Genomic DNA, 17,077 nt, shown 5'->3' with positions numbered 1-17,077 from the left:
TCTACTCCTCGGGCCACACGAAGTCGAAGCTTCCGGCCTCGCCGCCATCGATGAGGAGGTTCTGCCCCGTCATGAAGCGGTTAGTCACACCAACGAAGTAGATCCACTCCGCAATCTCCTCGGGCGTCGCCCAGCGGCGCAGCGGCGTGAGGGACATGATGCGCTCCCAGAGCACGGGGTCGTCCATCACGGGACGGTTGAGCTCGGTCAAGACGCCGCCGGGATCCACGCTGTTGCAGGTGGCCTGCGGTGCCAGGCGCTGAGCGAGATTCTTGGCGTAGGCAAGCACGCCACCCTTCGAAGCGGCATACTCGGGGAACTCCGCGCCCGTGTGGCCGCTCGAGGAGCCCACCAGCACAACGGCGCGCACCTGCGACGCAGGCGCGCGACCTCCCGGCGCAAATGCGTAGCGCTCGCACACGTTGATGGCACCCTTGAGGTTGACGTCGATGTCCGCCCCGCTGTCCTGCACGCCCGCGTTGCTCACGATGACCTGCGGCGCAAGGTCTGCCGGCAGCGCTTCTCGGCCCCGCACGTCGGCAACAAAATGCTGGTAACGCGGATGCTCAATCGAAGCTGGAAGCACGTCGAGCCCCCACACGCGATGCCCGCGCGCAAGGAAGAGCTCCGCCGTTCCCCGGCCGATGCCGCGCGACGTGCCTGTGACCAGCACGTCCAGCGAACGTCCCCCAGCGTCAAGCGGCAATGAGACAAAGGGAGTGTCCCCTTGTCTCATCTCGTGGCCTCCGCGGCATGCAGGCGCAGGTAGTCCTCGCCCACGTCCTCGCGCTCCCAGCTGCGAACCACGCGGAAGCCCACCGGCGAGAGGAACACCTCGCATGCAAGCTCAACGAGCGCGCCTGTGAGCGAGCACATGACCACCTGCGCCCAGGTCCAGCCAAAGAAGGTGTGGCTCACGATGGTGGCAAAGACAAAGTTGTCCACAAACTGGCCCACCATCGTGCTCACGTAGGAGCGCAGCGCAAAGGTCCCAAAGGTGTTCTTCTTGAGCCTACGGCCAATCCCCTCGTTGAGCAGCGAGTTCGCGACAGACGAGCAGAGCATGGAGACGGTCGAGCCAAACACCACGTACCAGGTGCCGCCAAAGGTGGCGTTGAGCGCGTCATTCACCTGGATGCTGTCCGTGCTGTAGTAGGCTCCCCACATGCCGGGCGTGAGGCTCATGAGCCAGAAGAGCAGGCACACGGCCAGGTTGATGACCTCGGCGAGAACGCTCACCTTAATGGAAGCGTTGGCTCCAAAGCGCTTGCAGATCATGTCCATGCAGAGGAAGCTCACCCAGCTCACGGTGATGCCGCAATCGAGCGCCAGCCATGGGAGCGACACCAGCTCCTTGTTCGCGAGGAGGTTCATCACGATGACGCTCACCACAAAGAGCGTAACGGTACCACTGGGGATGTTTCTGAGGAGGACCTTGTAGTCCTCAAGGGTTCGCTTGAGCATGCGCTGTCTCCCGGTTTTGGATCAGCAAGCAGGTTTTACCTGGGACTGCTTGGAGGGCCGCCCGTGCGGCCGGAAAACATACTAGCGCAGGAACCGTAGTTGCCGCTTGGTGAAAATCAAGCCACCTTCTCGGGAACCGAAAGCGCGTGCGCCATCGCGCGAGGCGCCCGCGTACGGATTCGCTACCTCCCGAGAGGCCCATACGAGCCCGTCAGACGCTTCCGGCGTCGCAGCTGCGCGACAAAGTTCGCGAGCACCACCAGCACGCCCGCCGCCGCACACGCGTAGCTCACGGGCACCAGCCAGAAGTCCTCGTGCAGCATGCCGCTCGCGTCCACGTAGCTCACCGAGATCTCGGCCACCACGGCCAGCACCGCCGCGACCACGATGAGCACCGCTCCCACGATGGACATCGTGAGGCTCATGCGCATCCACCTGCCCTCGCTGCCGTCACGGATGAGCTTGTCGGCCATGTCGTTCTGCTCGCCAGTCTTACGTGTCATGTCTTCTCCTCCCAGGATGAGTTCGTCAAGGGAGACGCCGAACGTCTGGGAGATGGCGATGACCACTTCGATGTCGGGCAGGTTGCGGCCGTTCTCCCAATTGGAGACCGCCTGCCGCGTCACCCCAAGGCGCGACGCGAACTGCTCCTGCGTAAGGCCCGCGCCCGTGCGCACGGCCTTGACCCTCTCGCCAAATTCCATCGGTTCCTCTCCCCTCCTGGGCCCAGCATCACCCGGGCGAAGACCCCACACAAGAAAGCATAGCTTGCATGGGCAAAAACGGCACGACAGCAGAACTGTCGTGCCGTCTACCTGGTGTTTTTGTATGTGCTGTGCTCGAAGATGGTGACTCGATGTGCACGCGGGGAATCGCGTAAGCTAGTCCCTCGCACGTTTTCCCGTTGTTAGGAGCACCACTTCATGGCCAAGCGCCGCAGCACCACCGCATCAACCACCATCACTGCCGAGAAGGACCTCCCCACCCGCTTTGAGGATCTCGGCCTCTCCAACCGCGCCCTTGCCGCCGTGAGCGACATGGGCTATGAGGCACCAACGCCAGTCCAGGCTGCCTCAATTCCCGCCGTTCTCGCAGGTACCGACGTCATGGCCGCCGCACAGACCGGCACCGGCAAGACGGCCGCCTTCCTGCTTCCCGCACTCGACCGCCTGGGCCACGCGCGCCACGGGCAAGGGCCGCTCATGCTTGTGGTCACGCCCACGCGCGAGCTTGCCGCCCAGATCGAGGAGGTCGCAAACGCCATATGCGCACGCACGGGGCACACGGCAACGGTCCTCGTAGGCGGTGTCTCTTACGAGCCGCAGCGCACCGCACTCCGCAAGGGGTGTGACCTGGTGGTTGCCACGCCGGGGCGCCTTATCGACCTCATCAACTCGGGCGACTGCAACCTCTCGCAGGTAGAGACCCTGGTTCTGGACGAGGCGGACCGCATGCTCGACATGGGCTTCCTGCCCGACATGCGCCGCATCGTGGCCAAGACGCCCGCCTCGCGCCAGACCTTGCTCTTCTCGGCAACGCTCTCCGACGACGTGCTGGACAACACCAAGTCGCTGGTCAACAACCCCGTACGCATCGAGATTGCGCACAAGGGCACAGCCGCCGAGACGATTGACCAGTATGTTCTGCCCATCTCGCATGAGGCCAAGAACGACGCCCTCATCGAGATTCTGCATCGCGAGGGCGCAGAGCGCGTGATTGTCTTTGTGCGCGGCAAGCACCGCGCCGACGCCGTCTGCCGGCGCCTTCGCAAGGCCGGCATCGAGTGCGCCCCCATCCACGGCAACCGCAACCAGAACCAGCGTGCCAGCGCGCTGAGGCGCTTTGCCGACGGCGAGGTTGGCGTGCTGGTAGCCACCGATATCCTGGCACGCGGCATCGACATCCCCAACGTGTCGTATGTGGTCAATCTCGACGTGCCCTCGGACGCCGAGGACTACATTCACCGCATTGGACGCACCGGACGCGCGGGCGAATATGGCTGGGCGCTCACCTTCGCCACGCCCGAGGAGGAGTTCGACCTTCGCGACATCGAGCGGCTCATGGGCAAGAACATCCCTGTGTACCCGCGTGCGCAGGGCATCGCCCTAGGCGAGAAGCCGCTGGTACTTGACCCCGGTCGCACGCCAACGGACCGTCTTCCCGGCAAGAAGGAGCGCAAGAAGCTCGTAGACGAGCGACGCGAGGAGCGCATGGCACGCACCGCAGAGATTGTGGCGAGCCGCTCCCAGCGCAAGGCGCAGCCGCAGCGTGCGACCAGCAAGAGCATTCCAGCAGCAGCCGCCATTCCGCCCGAGAAGCCCAAGGCGGGCCGTCGTCGCAGCAAAACCGCATCCCGGCAGCGCACTCAGGCGAAGAGACCCGAAGCCGCTGGCAGGGCAGGCAGGCCACAGGGCCGACGCCACCCCGGCGACCATGGCGGCATGGCGCGTCGCTAGGTCTATTGGCGACGGTTGGGCCACCGCACTGCATCGAACAGCCCTTCGTTACACGAAAATGCTCTCCGCTGCGCCGAACTGCCCTTCGTTACACGCAACTTTTTGAGATTTCAAAGTATCGACTCTTGGATGGCACAATATGTTGTGTCATCCAATTTTTTCGCACACAACATGCATTATCTGTACTTCACCTAATGCCTAAACTACGTGTAACGAAGGGCAGTTCGGCGCACGGAACGCGAAAAATGTGCAACGAAGGCCCTTTCGATGCAGCGTAATTATTATAGAAGTTGTGACCACAACAGTTTGCTGCTCCTTACTCTCATATGCTGGCCCCGACAAACGGCGCTAGTCCGCGAAACACCACCACCCGCGGCACGGCGCACCAGGCCCTACGGCCTGGCCAAGAGACCAGGAGCAGCCATGAGCAAGATACTTGACCTCAACAAGAGCGTTCACGACCTCGCCGAGGAATTCCCCGAGTTCACCCAGGTCATGGTGAGCCTCGGCTTTACGGATATTGCCAAGCCCGCCGCACTCAACACGGTTGGCCGCGTGATGACCGTTCCGCGCGGGTGCTCCATCAAGGGCATCAGCCTGGACGACGCCGTGAAGGCATTCGAAGCCGCCGGCTTCACGGTCGAGGGCGCAGGCGCCAGCCAGGACGCGCCCGCCACCGAAGCCGCGCCCAAGGCAGACGCCACCATCAACCAGCAGGCAGACACCCCTCTCGGCACCAAGGTCGAAGGCCTCGACGAGGCCGGCCGCGCAAAGCTCCTCGAGAGCTACATCGCGCGCCTCTCGTCCGGCGAGTCGCTCGAGGATGTGCGCGCGGACTTTGTCGCGAATTTCAGCGACGTGGACGCCGGCGAGATTGCCCGCGCCGAGCAGGGCCTCATTGAGGGCGGCGCGAAGATCGACGACGTCCAGCGCCTCTGCGACGTCCACTCCGCGCTCTTCCACGGCACCACCCGCGAGGAAAAGATCGCCAACGCCGAGGAGGCGGTGATGGGCTCGCTCACGCAGGGCGCGGGTGACCTCAACACGAGGTTCCTCACCAACCTCCCCGGCCACCCCATGCACGTCTTCTCCCTCGAGAACCAGGCCATCTCCGAGCAGATCGCCCGCACGCGCGCGGCGCTGGGTACCCCCGACGCCATGGATGAGCTGCGCACCCTCTCCCAGCTGGGCGTCCACTATGCCAAGAAGGGCGACCTCCTCTACCCCGTCCTCAAGGTCCGCCACGGCTACTCCGGCCCCTCCGACGTCATGTGGGGCGTCGACGACGAGATCCGCGCCGAGCTGCGCGCGCTTCTCGGCGCCAAGGAGCAGGACGCGGCCTGGCTCGAGCGTGCCGAGAAGGTCCTCACCCGCGCCGACGAGATGGTCTACAAGGAGGCAAACATCCTGCTGCCCCTGTGCGCTCAGAACTTCTCGGGCGACGAGTGGCTCCAGATGTACGCCGACCTCAAGGGCTATGACCTGTGCCTCATTGATGATGCCGGCACCTGGGGCGCGGGTGAGGAGTACTGCCAGCAGCGCGCGGCGGCAGCCGAGAAGGGCACGGACAACCAGGACCAGGCTGATGCCGCGGGCGCGGTGCAGCTGCCCACCGGCCGCCTGACCCCCGCCCAGCTCGACGCGATGCTCAACACCATCCCGCTGGAGATCACCTTCGTCGACGACACCGATATCAACCGCTACTGGAACGACGACGGTGAGAAGAAGCTCTTCAAGCGCCCGTCTTCGGCGCTGGACCGCGAGGTCTGGAGCTGCCACCCGCCCAAGATCCAGGAGATGGTGCGCCATGTGATCGCCACGCTCAAGAGCGGTGAGCAGGACTCCGTCGACATCTGGATGGAGAAGGAGGGCGAGCCCGTGCTGGTGCGCTACATGGCCGTGCGCGACCGCGAGGGTTCTTACGTTGGCACCATGGAGGTGGTCCAGCGCATGGGGTTCGCGCGAGACCACTTCAAGGCATAGGCGTCGCGGGTTTTCCGCGCGTCACAAGATAAAACATCGAACCGTAAGATTAAAGGAGCAGCACATGAACGAGATCCAGAACGAGCTCGCCGGGGCCACCGTCGCTCTTGGCGCAACCATCACCGCCGCCATGGACGACGCACCTGGCTTTGTCCCCTGTGGAACTCCCGCGCAGGTGGTTCTCGACGCGCTCAGCGCCGCCAGCGTGGCCGAGCCCGAGGCCAACCTGGAGCAGCGCGTCGCGCAGGTGCGCGGCTTCGTCGAGCACGTCTCCGGTCACCGCGGAGTGCCTGCCCACGTCGGAACGGACGTCGCGGCCCTCTCCCCTACCGGCAAGCAGCTTCTCGACGCGCTGTTTGGCTTTGCTGCCAGCGCAAACGCCGAGACCCTTTCGCCGGAGGACACCTCTTGGCTCTATCGCTCGCTGGCGGCCCTCGAGACCGGCGATGACGAGAAGGTCGGCGCGCAGCTCGCCGCAGCCCCGCGCGCGTAGCCGCAGACACCTTACTTGCAATATAGCGGCGCCCAGGCTAGTTCTGGGCGCCGCTTCTCGTGAAATAGCCATCCTGGCCGAATCGCGCATCTCCTAGAGTTGGCTCCTGCTGGCGTACGCGCCGGAGCACTCGCATGCAGAAAATAGGGATCCGGCGCGTGGTTTCCGCGAAACACAAAGACTACGTTGAAGCGGGATACCGGGCTGACGCATAAAAAGGTCCTATCGGACGGGATTTTCGATCTTGCTGCATCCCGTTCGATAAGGCATTTTTGTACATGCAAAAGAACACCGACATTCATCGATCCCATTCGTTCATCCACTAACCACTGCATATTGTGTTGTCGAACAAACTAACCACAACCACTGGCATTTATTGTCACTAATCTGATAGCATATATTCCCGACGGCTGGACGGCCGACCAACCGCGAGCAAAGCGGAGACACCACGCATTCAGCGCGCCGCCCGTCGCCCAGCTCACGCACACGCGGCACCCGCGCCGCAGATCGGGGATCACATGCAGGTAACCAAGCGAGACGGCCGCATCGAGGCCTACGACAGACAGAAAATCGCCCGCGCCATGGGCAAAGCACTCGCCGAGACGGCAGACCCCGTTGCCAGCGACGCGTCCGCGTTGGAGGCGCTCCTCGCACGCGTGGAGCAAGCCCTCGTCGCAACGGGCGCAACGGAGGTCGAGCAAATCCAGGACCTGGTAGAGCGCACGCTCATGGAAACCGGCCACTACGACGCCGCTAAGGCCTACATCCTCTACCGCCATCGCCGCGCGGAGCTGCGCGCAGCCCGCCGCTCCATCTGCGCGCTGGCGCTCGCCGAGCCCGCAGGCACCGGCGCCAGCCAGCCCGCCGGCGCATCCGGCGCTGCCCGCGACTTGGACGCCGTTCTCGCCAAGATCTCGCGCGACTTTGACCCCACCACCTACCCCCTCTCTGCGCTCGCAGCCAAGTTCCAGGGCTTCGCCAAGCCCTCGATGTCCGCCGACGACCGAGAAAATGCGCTGGTACGCGCCGCCGTCGAGCTCACGACACCAGAGGCTCCCGCCTGGGGCCTCATCGCCGGTCGCCTCCTCTCCTTTGTCGCCCAGCGTCGCCTTGCCAAGGAGGAGCAAGCCCGCGGCCTGACCAGCCTCTACGACAAGATCCGCTACCTCACCGACCAGGGCCTCTACGGCAGCTACATTCTTGAGAACTACTCGCGCGAGGAGATCGGCCAGGCCATGTCCTGGCTCGACCCCACGCGCGACGAGCTGCTTGACTACCCCGGCCTTGACCTGCTGCTCAAGCGCTACGTGATATGCAGCCACGACCACGTGCCCCTGGAGTCCCCGCAGGAGATGTTCATGGGCATCGCGCTGCACCTCGCCCTGCGCGAACGCCCGGAGGCACGCATGGAGTGGGTGCGCCGCTTCTACGACATGCTCAGCCGGCTCGAGGTCACCATGGCCACGCCCACCATGTCGAACGCGCGAAAGCCGCACCACCAGCTCTCGAGCTGCTTCATCGACACCGTCCCCGACAGCCTCGAGGGCATCTACCGTAGCGTGGACAACTTTGCCATGGTCTCGAAGTTTGGCGGCGGCATGGGCATGTACCTCGGAAAAGTCCGCGCCAAGGGCGGAAGCATCCGCGGTTTCGAGGGCGCTGCCGGCGGCGTGGTGCGCTGGATCCGCGTGATCAACGACACTGCTGTGGCCGTGGACCAGCTCGGCGTGCGCGCAGGCGCCGTGGCCGTCTACCTGGACGCCTGGCACCGCGATCTGCCAGAGTTCCTGCAACTACGCACCAACAACGGCGACGACCGCATGAAGGCGCACGACGTCTTCCCGGCCGTCTGCTACCCGGACCTGTTCTGGCGCATGGCCGAGCAGGACCTCGACCAGCCCTGGCACCTCATGTGCCCTCACGACATCCTCACGGTGAAGGGCTACGCGCTGGAGGACTACTTTGGCGAGGAGTGGGAGCGCCGCTACCTCGAGTGCGTTTCCGATCCGCGTATCCCCAAACGTACCGTCACGGTGAAGGACGTCGTGCGCCTGGTGCTGCGCAGCGCCGTCGAGACGGGCACGCCGTTCGCGTTCATGCGCGACACCGTGAACCGCGCGAACCCCAACCCGCACGCAGGGATGATCTACTGCTCCAACCTCTGTACCGAGATTGCCCAGAACACAAGCGAGATCCAGAGCGTCTCGCAGGAGGTCGTGACCAAAGACGGCGACACCGTGGTGGTGACCACCACGCGCCCCGGCGACTTTGTGGTATGCAACCTCGCGAGCCTCTCGCTGGGCCGCCTGCCCGTCGAGGACGACGCTCGCCTTGCTCGCACCGTACAGACTGCCGTGCGTGCCCTGGACAACGTGATCGACCTCAACTTCTACGCCCTCCCCTACGCCAAGGTCACCAACAGGCGCTACCGCTCGGTTGGCCTGGGCGTCTCGGGCTACCACCACATGCTGGCCAAGCGCGGCATCATGTGGGAGAGCGAGGAGCACCTGCACTTTGCCGATGACGTCTTCGAGCGCATCAACCGCCACGCCATCGAGGCCTCCTGCCAGCTGGCCGAGGAGCGCGGCGCGTACGAGAAGTTCGAGGGCTCGGACTGGCAGACAGGAGCATACTTCGAGAAGCGCGGCTACACGTCGCCCGCGTGGCGTGAGCTCGCAAGCCGCGTGGCCGCTCACGGCATGCGCAATGCGTACCTGCTCGCCGTGGCCCCCACCAGCTCGACCTCAATCGTTGCCGGCACCACGGCCGGGCTCGACCCCGTGATGCGCAAGTTCTTCCTCGAGGAGAAGAAGGGCTCCATGCTGCCGCGCGTGGCACCCGAGCTCTCGCACCAGACCTGGTGGTACTACAAGCCGGCGCACATGATCGACCAGACGTGGAGCATGCGCGCCGCGGGCGTGCGACAGCGCCACATTGACCAGGCGCAGTCGGTAAACCTCTACATCACCAACGAGTACACCATGCGGCAGGTGCTCGACCTCTACCTCGAAGCCTGGCGCGACGGCGTCAAGACCGTCTACTACGTGCGCAGCAAGTCGCTCGAGGTCGAGGAGTGCGAGAGCTGCTCCAGCTAGCGGCCCCGCCTGAGTCACGCCCCCCGATCCGCCGCCCCCGCAGCACCCCATCCACATCAGAAAGGCAACCATGCAGCAAGCTGACAACACGCGCCTCTCGCCCAAGGCGCTCTTCAACCCCAACGGCGACACCGACGTGCGCGCACGGCGCCTCATCGGCGGCAACACCACCAACCTCAACGACTTCAACAACGTGAAGTACTCCTGGACCACGAACTGGTATCGCCAGGCTATGAACAACTTTTGGATCCCCGAGGAGATTAACCTCTCGCAGGACGTGAAAGACTACCCCAACCTCCTGCCCGCCGAGCGCACCGCGTACGACAAGATCCTCTCGTTTCTCGTCTTCTTGGACTCGCTGCAGACGGCCAACCTGCCCAGCATCGGCGAGTTCATCACCGCAAACGAGGTCAACCTGTGCCTGCACATCCAGACCTTCCAAGAGTGCGTGCACTCACAGAGCTACTCGTACATGCTTGACACCATCTGCAGCCCCGAGCAGCGCAACGACATCCTCTACCAGTGGAAGACCGACGAGCACCTGTTGGCGAGAAACACGTTCATCGGCAACCTCTACAACGAGTTCCAGGAACGCCAAGACGCGCCGACCCTCCTGCGCGTGATGATGGCGAACTTCATTCTCGAGGGCGTGTACTTCTACTCGGGGTTCATGTTCTTCTACAACCTGGCGCGCAACGGCAAGATGCCCGGAAGCGCGCAGGAGATCCGCTACATCAACCGCGACGAGAACACCCACCTGTGGCTGTTCCGCAACATGATCTTGGAGCTACAGCGAGAGGAACCGCAGCTCTTCTCGCCCAAGGCCGTCGACGACCTGCAGCAGATGCTCGAGGAGGGTGTACGCCAGGAGGTCGCGTGGGGCCAGTACGTGATTGGCGACGAGATTCCCGGCCTCACGGGGCAGCAGGTGAGCGACTACATCCACTACCTGGGCAACCTTCGCTGGAGCTCGCTGGGGATGGGGCAACTCTACCCGGAGTTTGCCGAGGAACCGGCAGACATGGCCTGGGTCTCGCAGTACAGCAACGCCAACATGGTGAAGACGGACTTCTTCGAGGCGTGCTCGACCGCGTACGCAAAGTCAACGGCCCTGGTAGACGACCTGTAGGGGCGCGGACGATTGCGGGGCACCGCCGCGCGGCCGTGCTTCTCGCCGGCCGGGGCGGGCGGATGCCCCGCTGCCACGCACGACCGCGCTTCTCGCCGATACACATTCGTACCCGAATCTGTGACGCGCCCAGGTCGATACACATTCGGACAACGAATGTGTATCGACCTCCGGCACGAAAAGCGCGTCTCACGCCACCGCCGCGACTGTCTTCCTCACAACGCGTCAGGAAGCACGTCGGCAGCAAAGAGAGGCAGATTTACGAGCCATCCCTCGTCCTTGTAGCCGCGCAGAGAAAGCCGCTGGCACCTCTCTATCCCAAATTCCTTGGAGAACTTGGCAAGACTCCTGCTGCGCACGTTGTCGTCGGACTTCACCTCAAGCGGAATCACTTTTCCCTGACATTCGTAGACAAAGTCCACCTCGGCCTTATCCGTCCTTCCGTCAGCGGACCAGTAATACGGAACGCAAGAATTGCTCGCCACAAGCTGCTGACACACGTACTGCTCGGCATAGGCACCCTTGCCTTGGGCGTAGAGGGAATCACCTCGCACAATAACGTCCTGGTCAAGGCCATAGGCAGCACCTAGAAGACCCACGTCGAGAAGGAACAGCTTGAAGGAGCGGTCTTCGAAGTACGTAAGAAGCGGGATGCCAGGCCGAGAAACCCTTGGCACCCTTGTGACCAAGCCAGCATCGACAAGCCAGGAGACCGCATCCCTGTACTCTCGTCCCCTACCACCCGCCTTGACCTTAGAATACGCGAACTTATTGATGCCAGTCTCGCGCGAAATCTGTGTGGGAACGGAGCGCCAGACCTCTCGAATTCGCTCGGAATCCGCCGGAGCCGAGACGTGCTTCGAATAATCGAACTCATAGTCACGAAGCAATCTTTTCTGCACCTTACGCGATTCACCAAGAAGGCGCGTGTCGATATATGCCTGCACCGCCTCTGGCATGCCGCCGATGTAGAGATAGAGCTTGAGCAAATCCTCGTACTTCTCGCCAAGCGCACTTGCCAGGTCGAGCGAATCCCTTCCGAGTAGCTGGGAAAGTCGTGGCTCGCCCATTGCTTCCACGAATTCTTTGAAGGTCATGGGATGCATGTCGAGGTAGTCGACCTTGCCAACCGGCCACGAAATCCGCTGGGCATCCTCCTGCTGCGAGGAGAGCCTGCTCATGGCGACGCCCAGGAGAGACCCCGCTGCAACAACGGGAATGTCTGGGCGCAATTCGCAGAACTGCTTGAGAGACGCAATGGCACGCGGGCACTCTTGAATCTCGTCGAAGAACACGAGGGTACGCCCGTTGGAGGCATCGGTTCCGGTATATGCCGAGATCGCCGTGAGAAGACGAGCAGGATCAAGCGATCCTGCAAACACGTTCTTCATTACCTCGTTGTCAAGAAACGTCACGTGCGCGACGGCATCAAAGTGCTCGCGACCAAACTCCAGGACAAGCCAGGTCTTTCCCACCTGTCGCGCGCCAGTCACAACAAGCGGCTTGCGTTTTGGAGACTTTGCCCACCGCTCAAGATCGCTCATTGCCGCACGCTTCATAACGATGCCCCCCGAAAAAGAATCTGTGATGACGTAACGGTCTGGTAGTGTGGGATACGTCTCATACTCTATCGCAAACAGACGGTATTGGCGATTTGCGATATCGGATACAGCCATAATTGGCTATTTGCGAAATCTTAAACGTCAATTTTTGGCTGTCTGCGAAACTTCATGCTATCAAGACGTCACTGATCGGTCCCCAGCTGAGAAAAGCAGGCGACCCCTCCTCCGGAGCCGCCCGCCAATAAAGACCGCCGTCGCTGCAGCGCCTATTGCCGTCGCTGCACTCCGCCTATAGGTTGTGCTTCTTCAACTTCTGCTCGAAGATCCCGTTCACGATCTGGCTCAGCTGCTCGCGCGCGTCAGCCGGCAGCTCGCCCTCCTGCGCCGCGATGGCGTAGAGGTCCGGATGCTCAAGCTCGATCTTCTCGAACGTCTTGCTCAGCGCGTGCTTGCGCACGAAGAACGGAATCCGCTTCACGCTCTCCTCGGGCACCAGCGCCAGAATCTTCTCGTTAGCGGCCTTGCTGCTCGACGAGCCAATCGGTCCGACTTCCTGCTCTGCCATGATTTCTCCCTTCTCGAAGTGACCGGAGCCATTCTATCCGCACGAGGCAAACGCTATACCGCAGCTCGCAATTCCACGGCGGCTCCACGCGCGAGGGGGAGCAGCGCGCGTGCTCCGTTACCATGGGGGCAGCAAAACAAGCAGAGGAGACCCATGTCAAACGAGAACCACGCAAAGGCAAAGACGCACGTCAAGCTCCGTCGCGTAGCGCTGGGGCTGCTCGCGGTGCTCGCAATCGTCGTGGTCGCCTTTCTCGCCTACGCAAGCACCTACTCACGGGCAACCACGCGTGCGGAGGCTGCGCTCGCGGGAAGCGACTCCGTCCGCGTGACAGCAACCGCAAACGGTTACCTCTTTGATGGGCCTGGCACAGAGGACGCGCTGGTGTTCTATCCCGGCGGCAAGGTCCAGTGCGAGGCCTACGCAGCCCAGTTAGAAAGCATCGCCGAGAAGGGAACGGACGTGTTTCTCGTGCGTATGCCGCTCAACTTTGCGTTTCTCGACATGAACGCCGCAGACTCAATCATTGGCAGCAACGAGTACCACTACAGCCACTGGTACGTGGGCGGTCACTCCCTTGGCGGCGCGATGGCCGCCGTCTACGCCGCCGACCACACCAGCGAGCTTGACGGGCTGGTGGTTCTCGCCGCGTACCCCACCAAGTGCCTGCGCGCGCCGGGCTTTAGGATGCTGAGCGTCTACGGCTCCGAGGACGGCGAGGTAGACAAGCTGCAATCCCATGCCGACCTGCGGCCGGACGACTACGCGGAGCTTGTGATCGAGGGCGGCAACCACGCCCAGTTTGGCGACTACGGCGCGCAGGACGGCGACGGAGTTGCCACGATAAGCGTCGAGGAGCAGCAGGGGCTCACCGCAAACGCCGTTGCCGCGTTCACGCAGGGCGAGTAGGGCCAAGCAGGGCGCCAGTCTCCCCTATCGCCTTGCCCGACCCTCCAGCACCAGCATCACGGCGCCGAGCAGCACAATCGCCACGCCACTGATGCCAAACCACGCGCTCACGCCAAGGACCTCCGCAACGGGTGAAGCAACGGCAAGGCCAATGGGCGTCGAGATCATCGAGACAATCTGGAACGCCGAGAAGGCCCGGCCAAGCTTCTCGGGCGCGATGCTCTTCTGCATGTACGCCACGATTGGCACGTCGTAGCAGGTCGCGGTTGCCCCCATCGCGCCGCAGAGAACAACGAACGCCACCCAGCCGCCAAAGCTCCGGGGCAGCAGCCCCGAGGCAAGGCAGGTCGCGCCCAGAGCCACCGTTGCCCAGAACGACGCGCGAACCTCGTTCTTGAGGTTGGCCTTCGCCACCGCGATGCCCGCCACCAGCATCCCCAGCGCCCAGCTCATCTCGACGAGGCTCCCCTCGAAGGCCCCAAGCCCAAAGAAGTCGCTGGTCATGAGCGGATAGAAGGACGAGAGCGGCATGAAGAACACCATGAACACGAGAAGGGAGACTATGACCTGCGTGAGCACGCGGTCCTCCCAGAAGACCGAGAGGCCATCGCGCAGCTCGCGGACGGGGTGGAGCTTGGGGCGCTCCCCCTCCGCACGATGGTCGGGCACGGGGACAATGCCCAGCGTGACGGCGGCAGCCACCGCACCAACGAGGTCCGTCACCAGGATGAGCGCCAGCGGGAGCGCCGCAAAGAGCGCACCGCCAACAACGGGGCCAAGAATATAGGAGGCGCTGCTTATGGCCTGCGCCATGCCGCCGGCCTCAACAAGGGACTCGGCGGGCACGACCTGCGGTACCATCGCCTGCATCGCGGGAGCCTGGAACGAGGCCGCTGCCGCACGGGCGGCGAGAAGCGCAATCACTGCGGCGACCGAGACGCCCCACGAGCCCATTGCCAGCGCAAACGCCGTCGCCATGATGCCCGCGGCAAGGTCCGCCGCGATGCAGACGCGCTTTCGGTTGTGGCGGTCTGCCACGATTCCGGCCGCAGGCGAGAGGATCGCGCCGGGTAGGAACGCCGCGAGGCCCGCAAGTCCCATCGCAGCGGGCGACGCCGTTTCCTGCGCAAGGAACCAGACCAGCGCAAACTGCACCGCCGAGCTTCCCACCTGCGAGACTGCCTGACCCGCTAGGATGGTGTAGTAGCGGCGCCGCCACGCGGGGTTAGGGCGCACGGCCTCCTGCGGGCTCTTGGTTTCCTGGTCATCCACGTCGAGGCTCCGTCCTTCTCGCCAGAACGAAAATGGGGCGAGACTATAGCACGCGCGGGCGAGGGTGTCTAGGGACCGTCACTCGCACCAGGTGGTGCGCACCGCTGCCGCAGGGGTACCATGAAGCCGTTTTGCAACGCAACGCTGGGAGGACGCATGGGCGAGCTCACACTGGAGGAACGCGGACAGAGGATTGTCGACGCCTGCCTGGGCGAGAGGAGCGCGAGCCCCTACGAGGTCTTCCGCAATGTCGCACGCAGGGACTTCGTGCGCATGCACGGACCCGAGCACCACGTTCTCGACGGCGCGGCCGTGCTCACCGCGTACCGCAACGCCGGCGGGGAGGTCGACCTTCCCTCGGCGCTTGCCGAGCTCATGTCGCGCGGCCTGCAGATGCCCGGCGCCATGTGTGGCCGTTGGGGGGTGTGCGGCGCCACGGCATCCGTTGGCGCAGCGCTCTCGATCCTTGAGGGGACCGGCCCGCTCACGAGCGACGACTCGTGGGGCAGCCACATGGTGTACACGTCCCGCGCGCTCGAGGCCCTCTCGCGCATCGGCGGGCCGCGTTGCTGCAAGCGCGACGCGTACGTCTCGCTGGAAACCGCCGTCGACTACATACGCGAGCGCTTTGGCGTTTGCCTCGAGAAGGACGACGTCCGCTGCGAGTTCCACCAGCAGAACGCCCAGTGCCTGGGCGAGCGGTGCCCGTTCTTCCCCACAAGCAGGGGCTAGCGCAGACCTGGGGGGCGACAGCCTGGCTCGCCCGCCCGGCTCGCCCAAAGCACACGCAAGGCCGACAAGTCCTTCTGCAGCGCCTGCCCGCAGCCCGCCAAGTAACCGCCTTAACTCGTCCATAATGGGCTCAACAACATTCGGGGCACGCACCCCGCCAGCGGAAGGCGAATCATGAACGACTTCATTTTCCAGTCCCCCACGCGCTTTGTGTTTGGCCGCGGCTATGCCGACAAGATTGGCGAGGAGGTCGCCGCGCTTGGAGCCAAGCGCGTCCTCCTGGTGTACGGCGGAGGCTCAGTGGTACGCACAGGGCTTCTCGCCCGTGTGACCTCCTCGCTCGAGGCCGCCGGCGTCGCCCACGTGGAGCTCCTGGGCGTCCGCCCCAACCCCGAGGTTGGCCTGGTACGCAGGGGCATCGAGCTTGCGCGTGCCGAGAAGGTCGACCTCGTCCTGGCAGTGGGCGGCGGCTCCGTGATCGACTGCTCCAAGGCAATCGCGTTTGGCACGCCCTACCAGGGCGACGTTTGGGACTTCTTCTCGAAGAAGGCAAGCATCGGCGCGTGCCTGCCCGTTGCGTGCGTGCTCACCATTCCCGCCGCGGGCTCCGAGGCCTCGGCCTCCTGCGTCATCAGCAACGACGAGCTCAACCTCAAGCGCGGCGTCAACGGCGACGTGTTCCGCCCGCGCGTGGCGATCCTCGACCCCGAGGTCACCTTCACGCTGCCGCAGTACCAGACGGCGGCCGGCGCGGTGGACATCATCTGCCACATCTGCGAGCGCTTCTTCAGCGCGGCCGGCCCCGTCCCCGTGACGGACAACATCGCGTGCGGCATCATTCGCGCGGTGATCGACGCCGCGAACACCGTGGCCGAGAAGCCCGATGACTATGACGCCCGCGCCACCATCATGTGGTCCGGCACGCTCGCCCACAACGACCTCTGCGGGTGCGGCCGCGCATCCGCGCCCGAGAAGCGCGCCGGCGGCTGGGAGAGTCACGGCCTTGAGCACGAGATTTCCGCGCACCGCCCCGAGGTCACGCACGGCGCTGGGCTGGCCGTGATTCTCCCCGCCTGGATGCGCTACGTCTGGCGCGCAGACCGCGAGCGCTTCCTGGCGTTTGCGCAGGGCGTCTTTGACGTGGAACCGGTGGACGAGACGGACGAGGCCACCGAAGACGCCATCACCTACGCCATCGACGAATTGCAGCGCTTCTTCGTTGGCCTGGGCATGCCGCGGACGCTCGCTGACCTTGGCCTTGCGCCGGAGGAGGTCGACGGCTGGCTGGAGACCCTGCGCCAGAACAAGGGCGACCGCTTCGGCGAGCTTAGGCCGCTGACCATGGACGATGCGCGCGCAATCTACCTCTCGGCGTTCTAGCGCGTGCTGGGCGAGGTCGGAGCCGGAGGCGAGGTTC

General features: G+C 64.0%; 14 protein-coding genes. 8 read left to right on the top strand and 6 right to left on the bottom strand.

The genetic code is table 11. The features are described 5' to 3' along the window. Position 1 precedes the first annotated feature (1 nt). The 3 genes from AUL39_RS03660 to AUL39_RS03650 all read right to left on the bottom strand — a co-directional run bounded on the left by AUL39_RS03660 (position 2) and on the right by AUL39_RS03650 (position 2,168). Positions 2–736 carry an SDR family NAD(P)-dependent oxidoreductase gene (locus AUL39_RS03660; RefSeq protein WP_235810744.1) on the bottom strand — a complete coding sequence of 245 codons (735 nt, stop codon included), beginning with the start codon at positions 734–736 and terminating at the stop codon, positions 2–4. Next, complete coding sequence (locus tag AUL39_RS03655) at positions 733–1,464, bottom strand: VUT family protein (RefSeq protein WP_059053701.1); 732 nt, start codon at positions 1,462–1,464, stop codon at positions 733–735. The genes AUL39_RS03660 and AUL39_RS03655 overlap by 4 nt, the downstream gene beginning before the upstream one ends. A gap of 182 nt (positions 1,465–1,646) precedes the next feature. Beyond that, complete coding sequence (locus tag AUL39_RS03650) at positions 1,647–2,168, bottom strand: helix-turn-helix domain-containing protein (RefSeq protein ID WP_059053699.1); 522 nt, start codon at positions 2,166–2,168, stop codon at positions 1,647–1,649. 219 nt (positions 2,169–2,387) lie between these two features. Between AUL39_RS03650 and AUL39_RS03645 the strand changes: the two genes are divergently transcribed. The 5 genes from AUL39_RS03645 to AUL39_RS03625 all read left to right on the top strand — a co-directional run bounded on the left by AUL39_RS03645 (position 2,388) and on the right by AUL39_RS03625 (position 10,620). After that, on the top strand, positions 2,388–3,920 hold the full coding sequence (locus tag AUL39_RS03645) for a DEAD/DEAH box helicase (RefSeq protein ID WP_082667207.1): 1,533 nt from the start codon (positions 2,388–2,390) through the stop codon (positions 3,918–3,920). A gap of 423 nt (positions 3,921–4,343) precedes the next feature. Next, a complete protein-coding gene (locus AUL39_RS03640) occupies positions 4,344–5,903 on the top strand; it encodes a DUF438 domain-containing protein (protein ID WP_059053698.1) in 1,560 nt (519 codons plus the stop codon). A 64-nt stretch (positions 5,904–5,967) separates the two neighbouring features. Then, positions 5,968–6,396, top strand: coding sequence for a hypothetical protein (locus AUL39_RS03635; RefSeq protein WP_059053696.1), 429 nt, complete (start codon positions 5,968–5,970; stop codon positions 6,394–6,396). A 518-nt stretch (positions 6,397–6,914) separates the two neighbouring features. Beyond that, positions 6,915–9,491: a ribonucleoside-diphosphate reductase subunit alpha gene (locus tag AUL39_RS03630; protein WP_059053694.1), complete on the top strand. Its 2,577-nt coding sequence runs from the start codon at positions 6,915–6,917 to the stop codon at positions 9,489–9,491. A 70-nt stretch (positions 9,492–9,561) separates the two neighbouring features. Beyond that, positions 9,562–10,620 carry a ribonucleotide-diphosphate reductase subunit beta gene (locus AUL39_RS03625; protein WP_059053693.1) on the top strand — a complete coding sequence of 353 codons (1,059 nt, stop codon included), beginning with the start codon at positions 9,562–9,564 and terminating at the stop codon, positions 10,618–10,620. 215 nt (positions 10,621–10,835) lie between these two features. On the opposite strand, the gene AUL39_RS03620 is transcribed toward AUL39_RS03625, so the two are convergent. Further along, on the bottom strand, positions 10,836–12,179 hold the full coding sequence (locus AUL39_RS03620) for an ATP-binding protein (RefSeq protein ID WP_059053691.1): 1,344 nt from the start codon (positions 12,177–12,179) through the stop codon (positions 10,836–10,838). Positions 12,180–12,471: 292 nt separating this feature from the next. Continuing rightward, positions 12,472–12,747, bottom strand: a complete 276-nt coding sequence (locus AUL39_RS03615; protein ID WP_059053688.1) for a hypothetical protein — start codon at positions 12,745–12,747, stop codon at positions 12,472–12,474. Positions 12,748–12,900: 153 nt separating this feature from the next. On the opposite strand from AUL39_RS03615, the gene AUL39_RS03610 reads away from it, so the two are divergent. Then, entirely contained in the window at positions 12,901–13,656 is a 756-nt protein-coding gene (locus AUL39_RS03610; RefSeq protein WP_059053686.1) for an alpha/beta fold hydrolase, read from the top strand. A gap of 24 nt (positions 13,657–13,680) precedes the next feature. On the opposite strand, the gene AUL39_RS03605 is transcribed toward AUL39_RS03610, so the two are convergent. After that, complete coding sequence (locus tag AUL39_RS03605) at positions 13,681–14,928, bottom strand: MFS transporter (protein WP_082667206.1); 1,248 nt, start codon at positions 14,926–14,928, stop codon at positions 13,681–13,683. Between the two features lie 156 nt (positions 14,929–15,084). On the opposite strand from AUL39_RS03605, the gene AUL39_RS03600 reads away from it, so the two are divergent. After that, complete coding sequence (locus AUL39_RS03600) at positions 15,085–15,660, top strand: DUF5714 domain-containing protein (RefSeq protein WP_059054100.1); 576 nt, start codon at positions 15,085–15,087, stop codon at positions 15,658–15,660. A gap of 174 nt (positions 15,661–15,834) precedes the next feature. Then, positions 15,835–17,040: an iron-containing alcohol dehydrogenase gene (locus AUL39_RS03595; protein WP_059053683.1), complete on the top strand. Its 1,206-nt coding sequence runs from the start codon at positions 15,835–15,837 to the stop codon at positions 17,038–17,040. Positions 17,041–17,077: the final 37 nt, after the last annotated feature.

The sequence above is a fragment of the Tractidigestivibacter scatoligenes genome (assembly GCF_001494635.1).
Classification (GTDB): Bacteria; Actinomycetota; Coriobacteriia; order Coriobacteriales; family Atopobiaceae; genus Tractidigestivibacter; species Tractidigestivibacter scatoligenes.
This window is presented reverse-complemented; position numbering and strand designations above follow the sequence as displayed.

Excerpts from the sequence above, each read along its gene's own strand:
- AUL39_RS03630 (WP_059053694.1), top strand. The coding sequence starts at position 6,915 with ATGCAGGTAACCAAGCGAGACGGCCGCATCGAGGCCTACGACAGACAG.
- AUL39_RS03595 (WP_059053683.1), top strand. The coding sequence starts at position 15,835 with ATGAACGACTTCATTTTCCAGTCCCCCACGCGCTTTGTGTTTGGCCGC.
- AUL39_RS03635 (WP_059053696.1), top strand. The coding sequence starts at position 5,968 with ATGAACGAGATCCAGAACGAGCTCGCCGGGGCCACCGTCGCTCTTGGC.
- AUL39_RS03615 (WP_059053688.1), bottom strand. The coding sequence starts at position 12,747 with ATGGCAGAGCAGGAAGTCGGACCGATTGGCTCGTCGAGCAGCAAGGCC.
- AUL39_RS03655 (WP_059053701.1), bottom strand. The coding sequence starts at position 1,464 with ATGCTCAAGCGAACCCTTGAGGACTACAAGGTCCTCCTCAGAAACATC.
- AUL39_RS03600 (WP_059054100.1), top strand. The coding sequence starts at position 15,085 with ATGGGCGAGCTCACACTGGAGGAACGCGGACAGAGGATTGTCGACGCC.
- AUL39_RS03645 (WP_082667207.1), top strand. The coding sequence starts at position 2,388 with ATGGCCAAGCGCCGCAGCACCACCGCATCAACCACCATCACTGCCGAG.
- AUL39_RS03625 (WP_059053693.1), top strand. The coding sequence starts at position 9,562 with ATGCAGCAAGCTGACAACACGCGCCTCTCGCCCAAGGCGCTCTTCAAC.
- AUL39_RS03650 (WP_059053699.1), bottom strand. The coding sequence starts at position 2,168 with ATGGAATTTGGCGAGAGGGTCAAGGCCGTGCGCACGGGCGCGGGCCTT.
- AUL39_RS03620 (WP_059053691.1), bottom strand. The coding sequence starts at position 12,179 with ATGAAGCGTGCGGCAATGAGCGATCTTGAGCGGTGGGCAAAGTCTCCA.
- AUL39_RS03640 (WP_059053698.1), top strand. The coding sequence starts at position 4,344 with ATGAGCAAGATACTTGACCTCAACAAGAGCGTTCACGACCTCGCCGAG.
- AUL39_RS03660 (WP_235810744.1), bottom strand. The coding sequence starts at position 736 with ATGAGACAAGGGGACACTCCCTTTGTCTCATTGCCGCTTGACGCTGGG.
- AUL39_RS03610 (WP_059053686.1), top strand. The coding sequence starts at position 12,901 with ATGTCAAACGAGAACCACGCAAAGGCAAAGACGCACGTCAAGCTCCGT.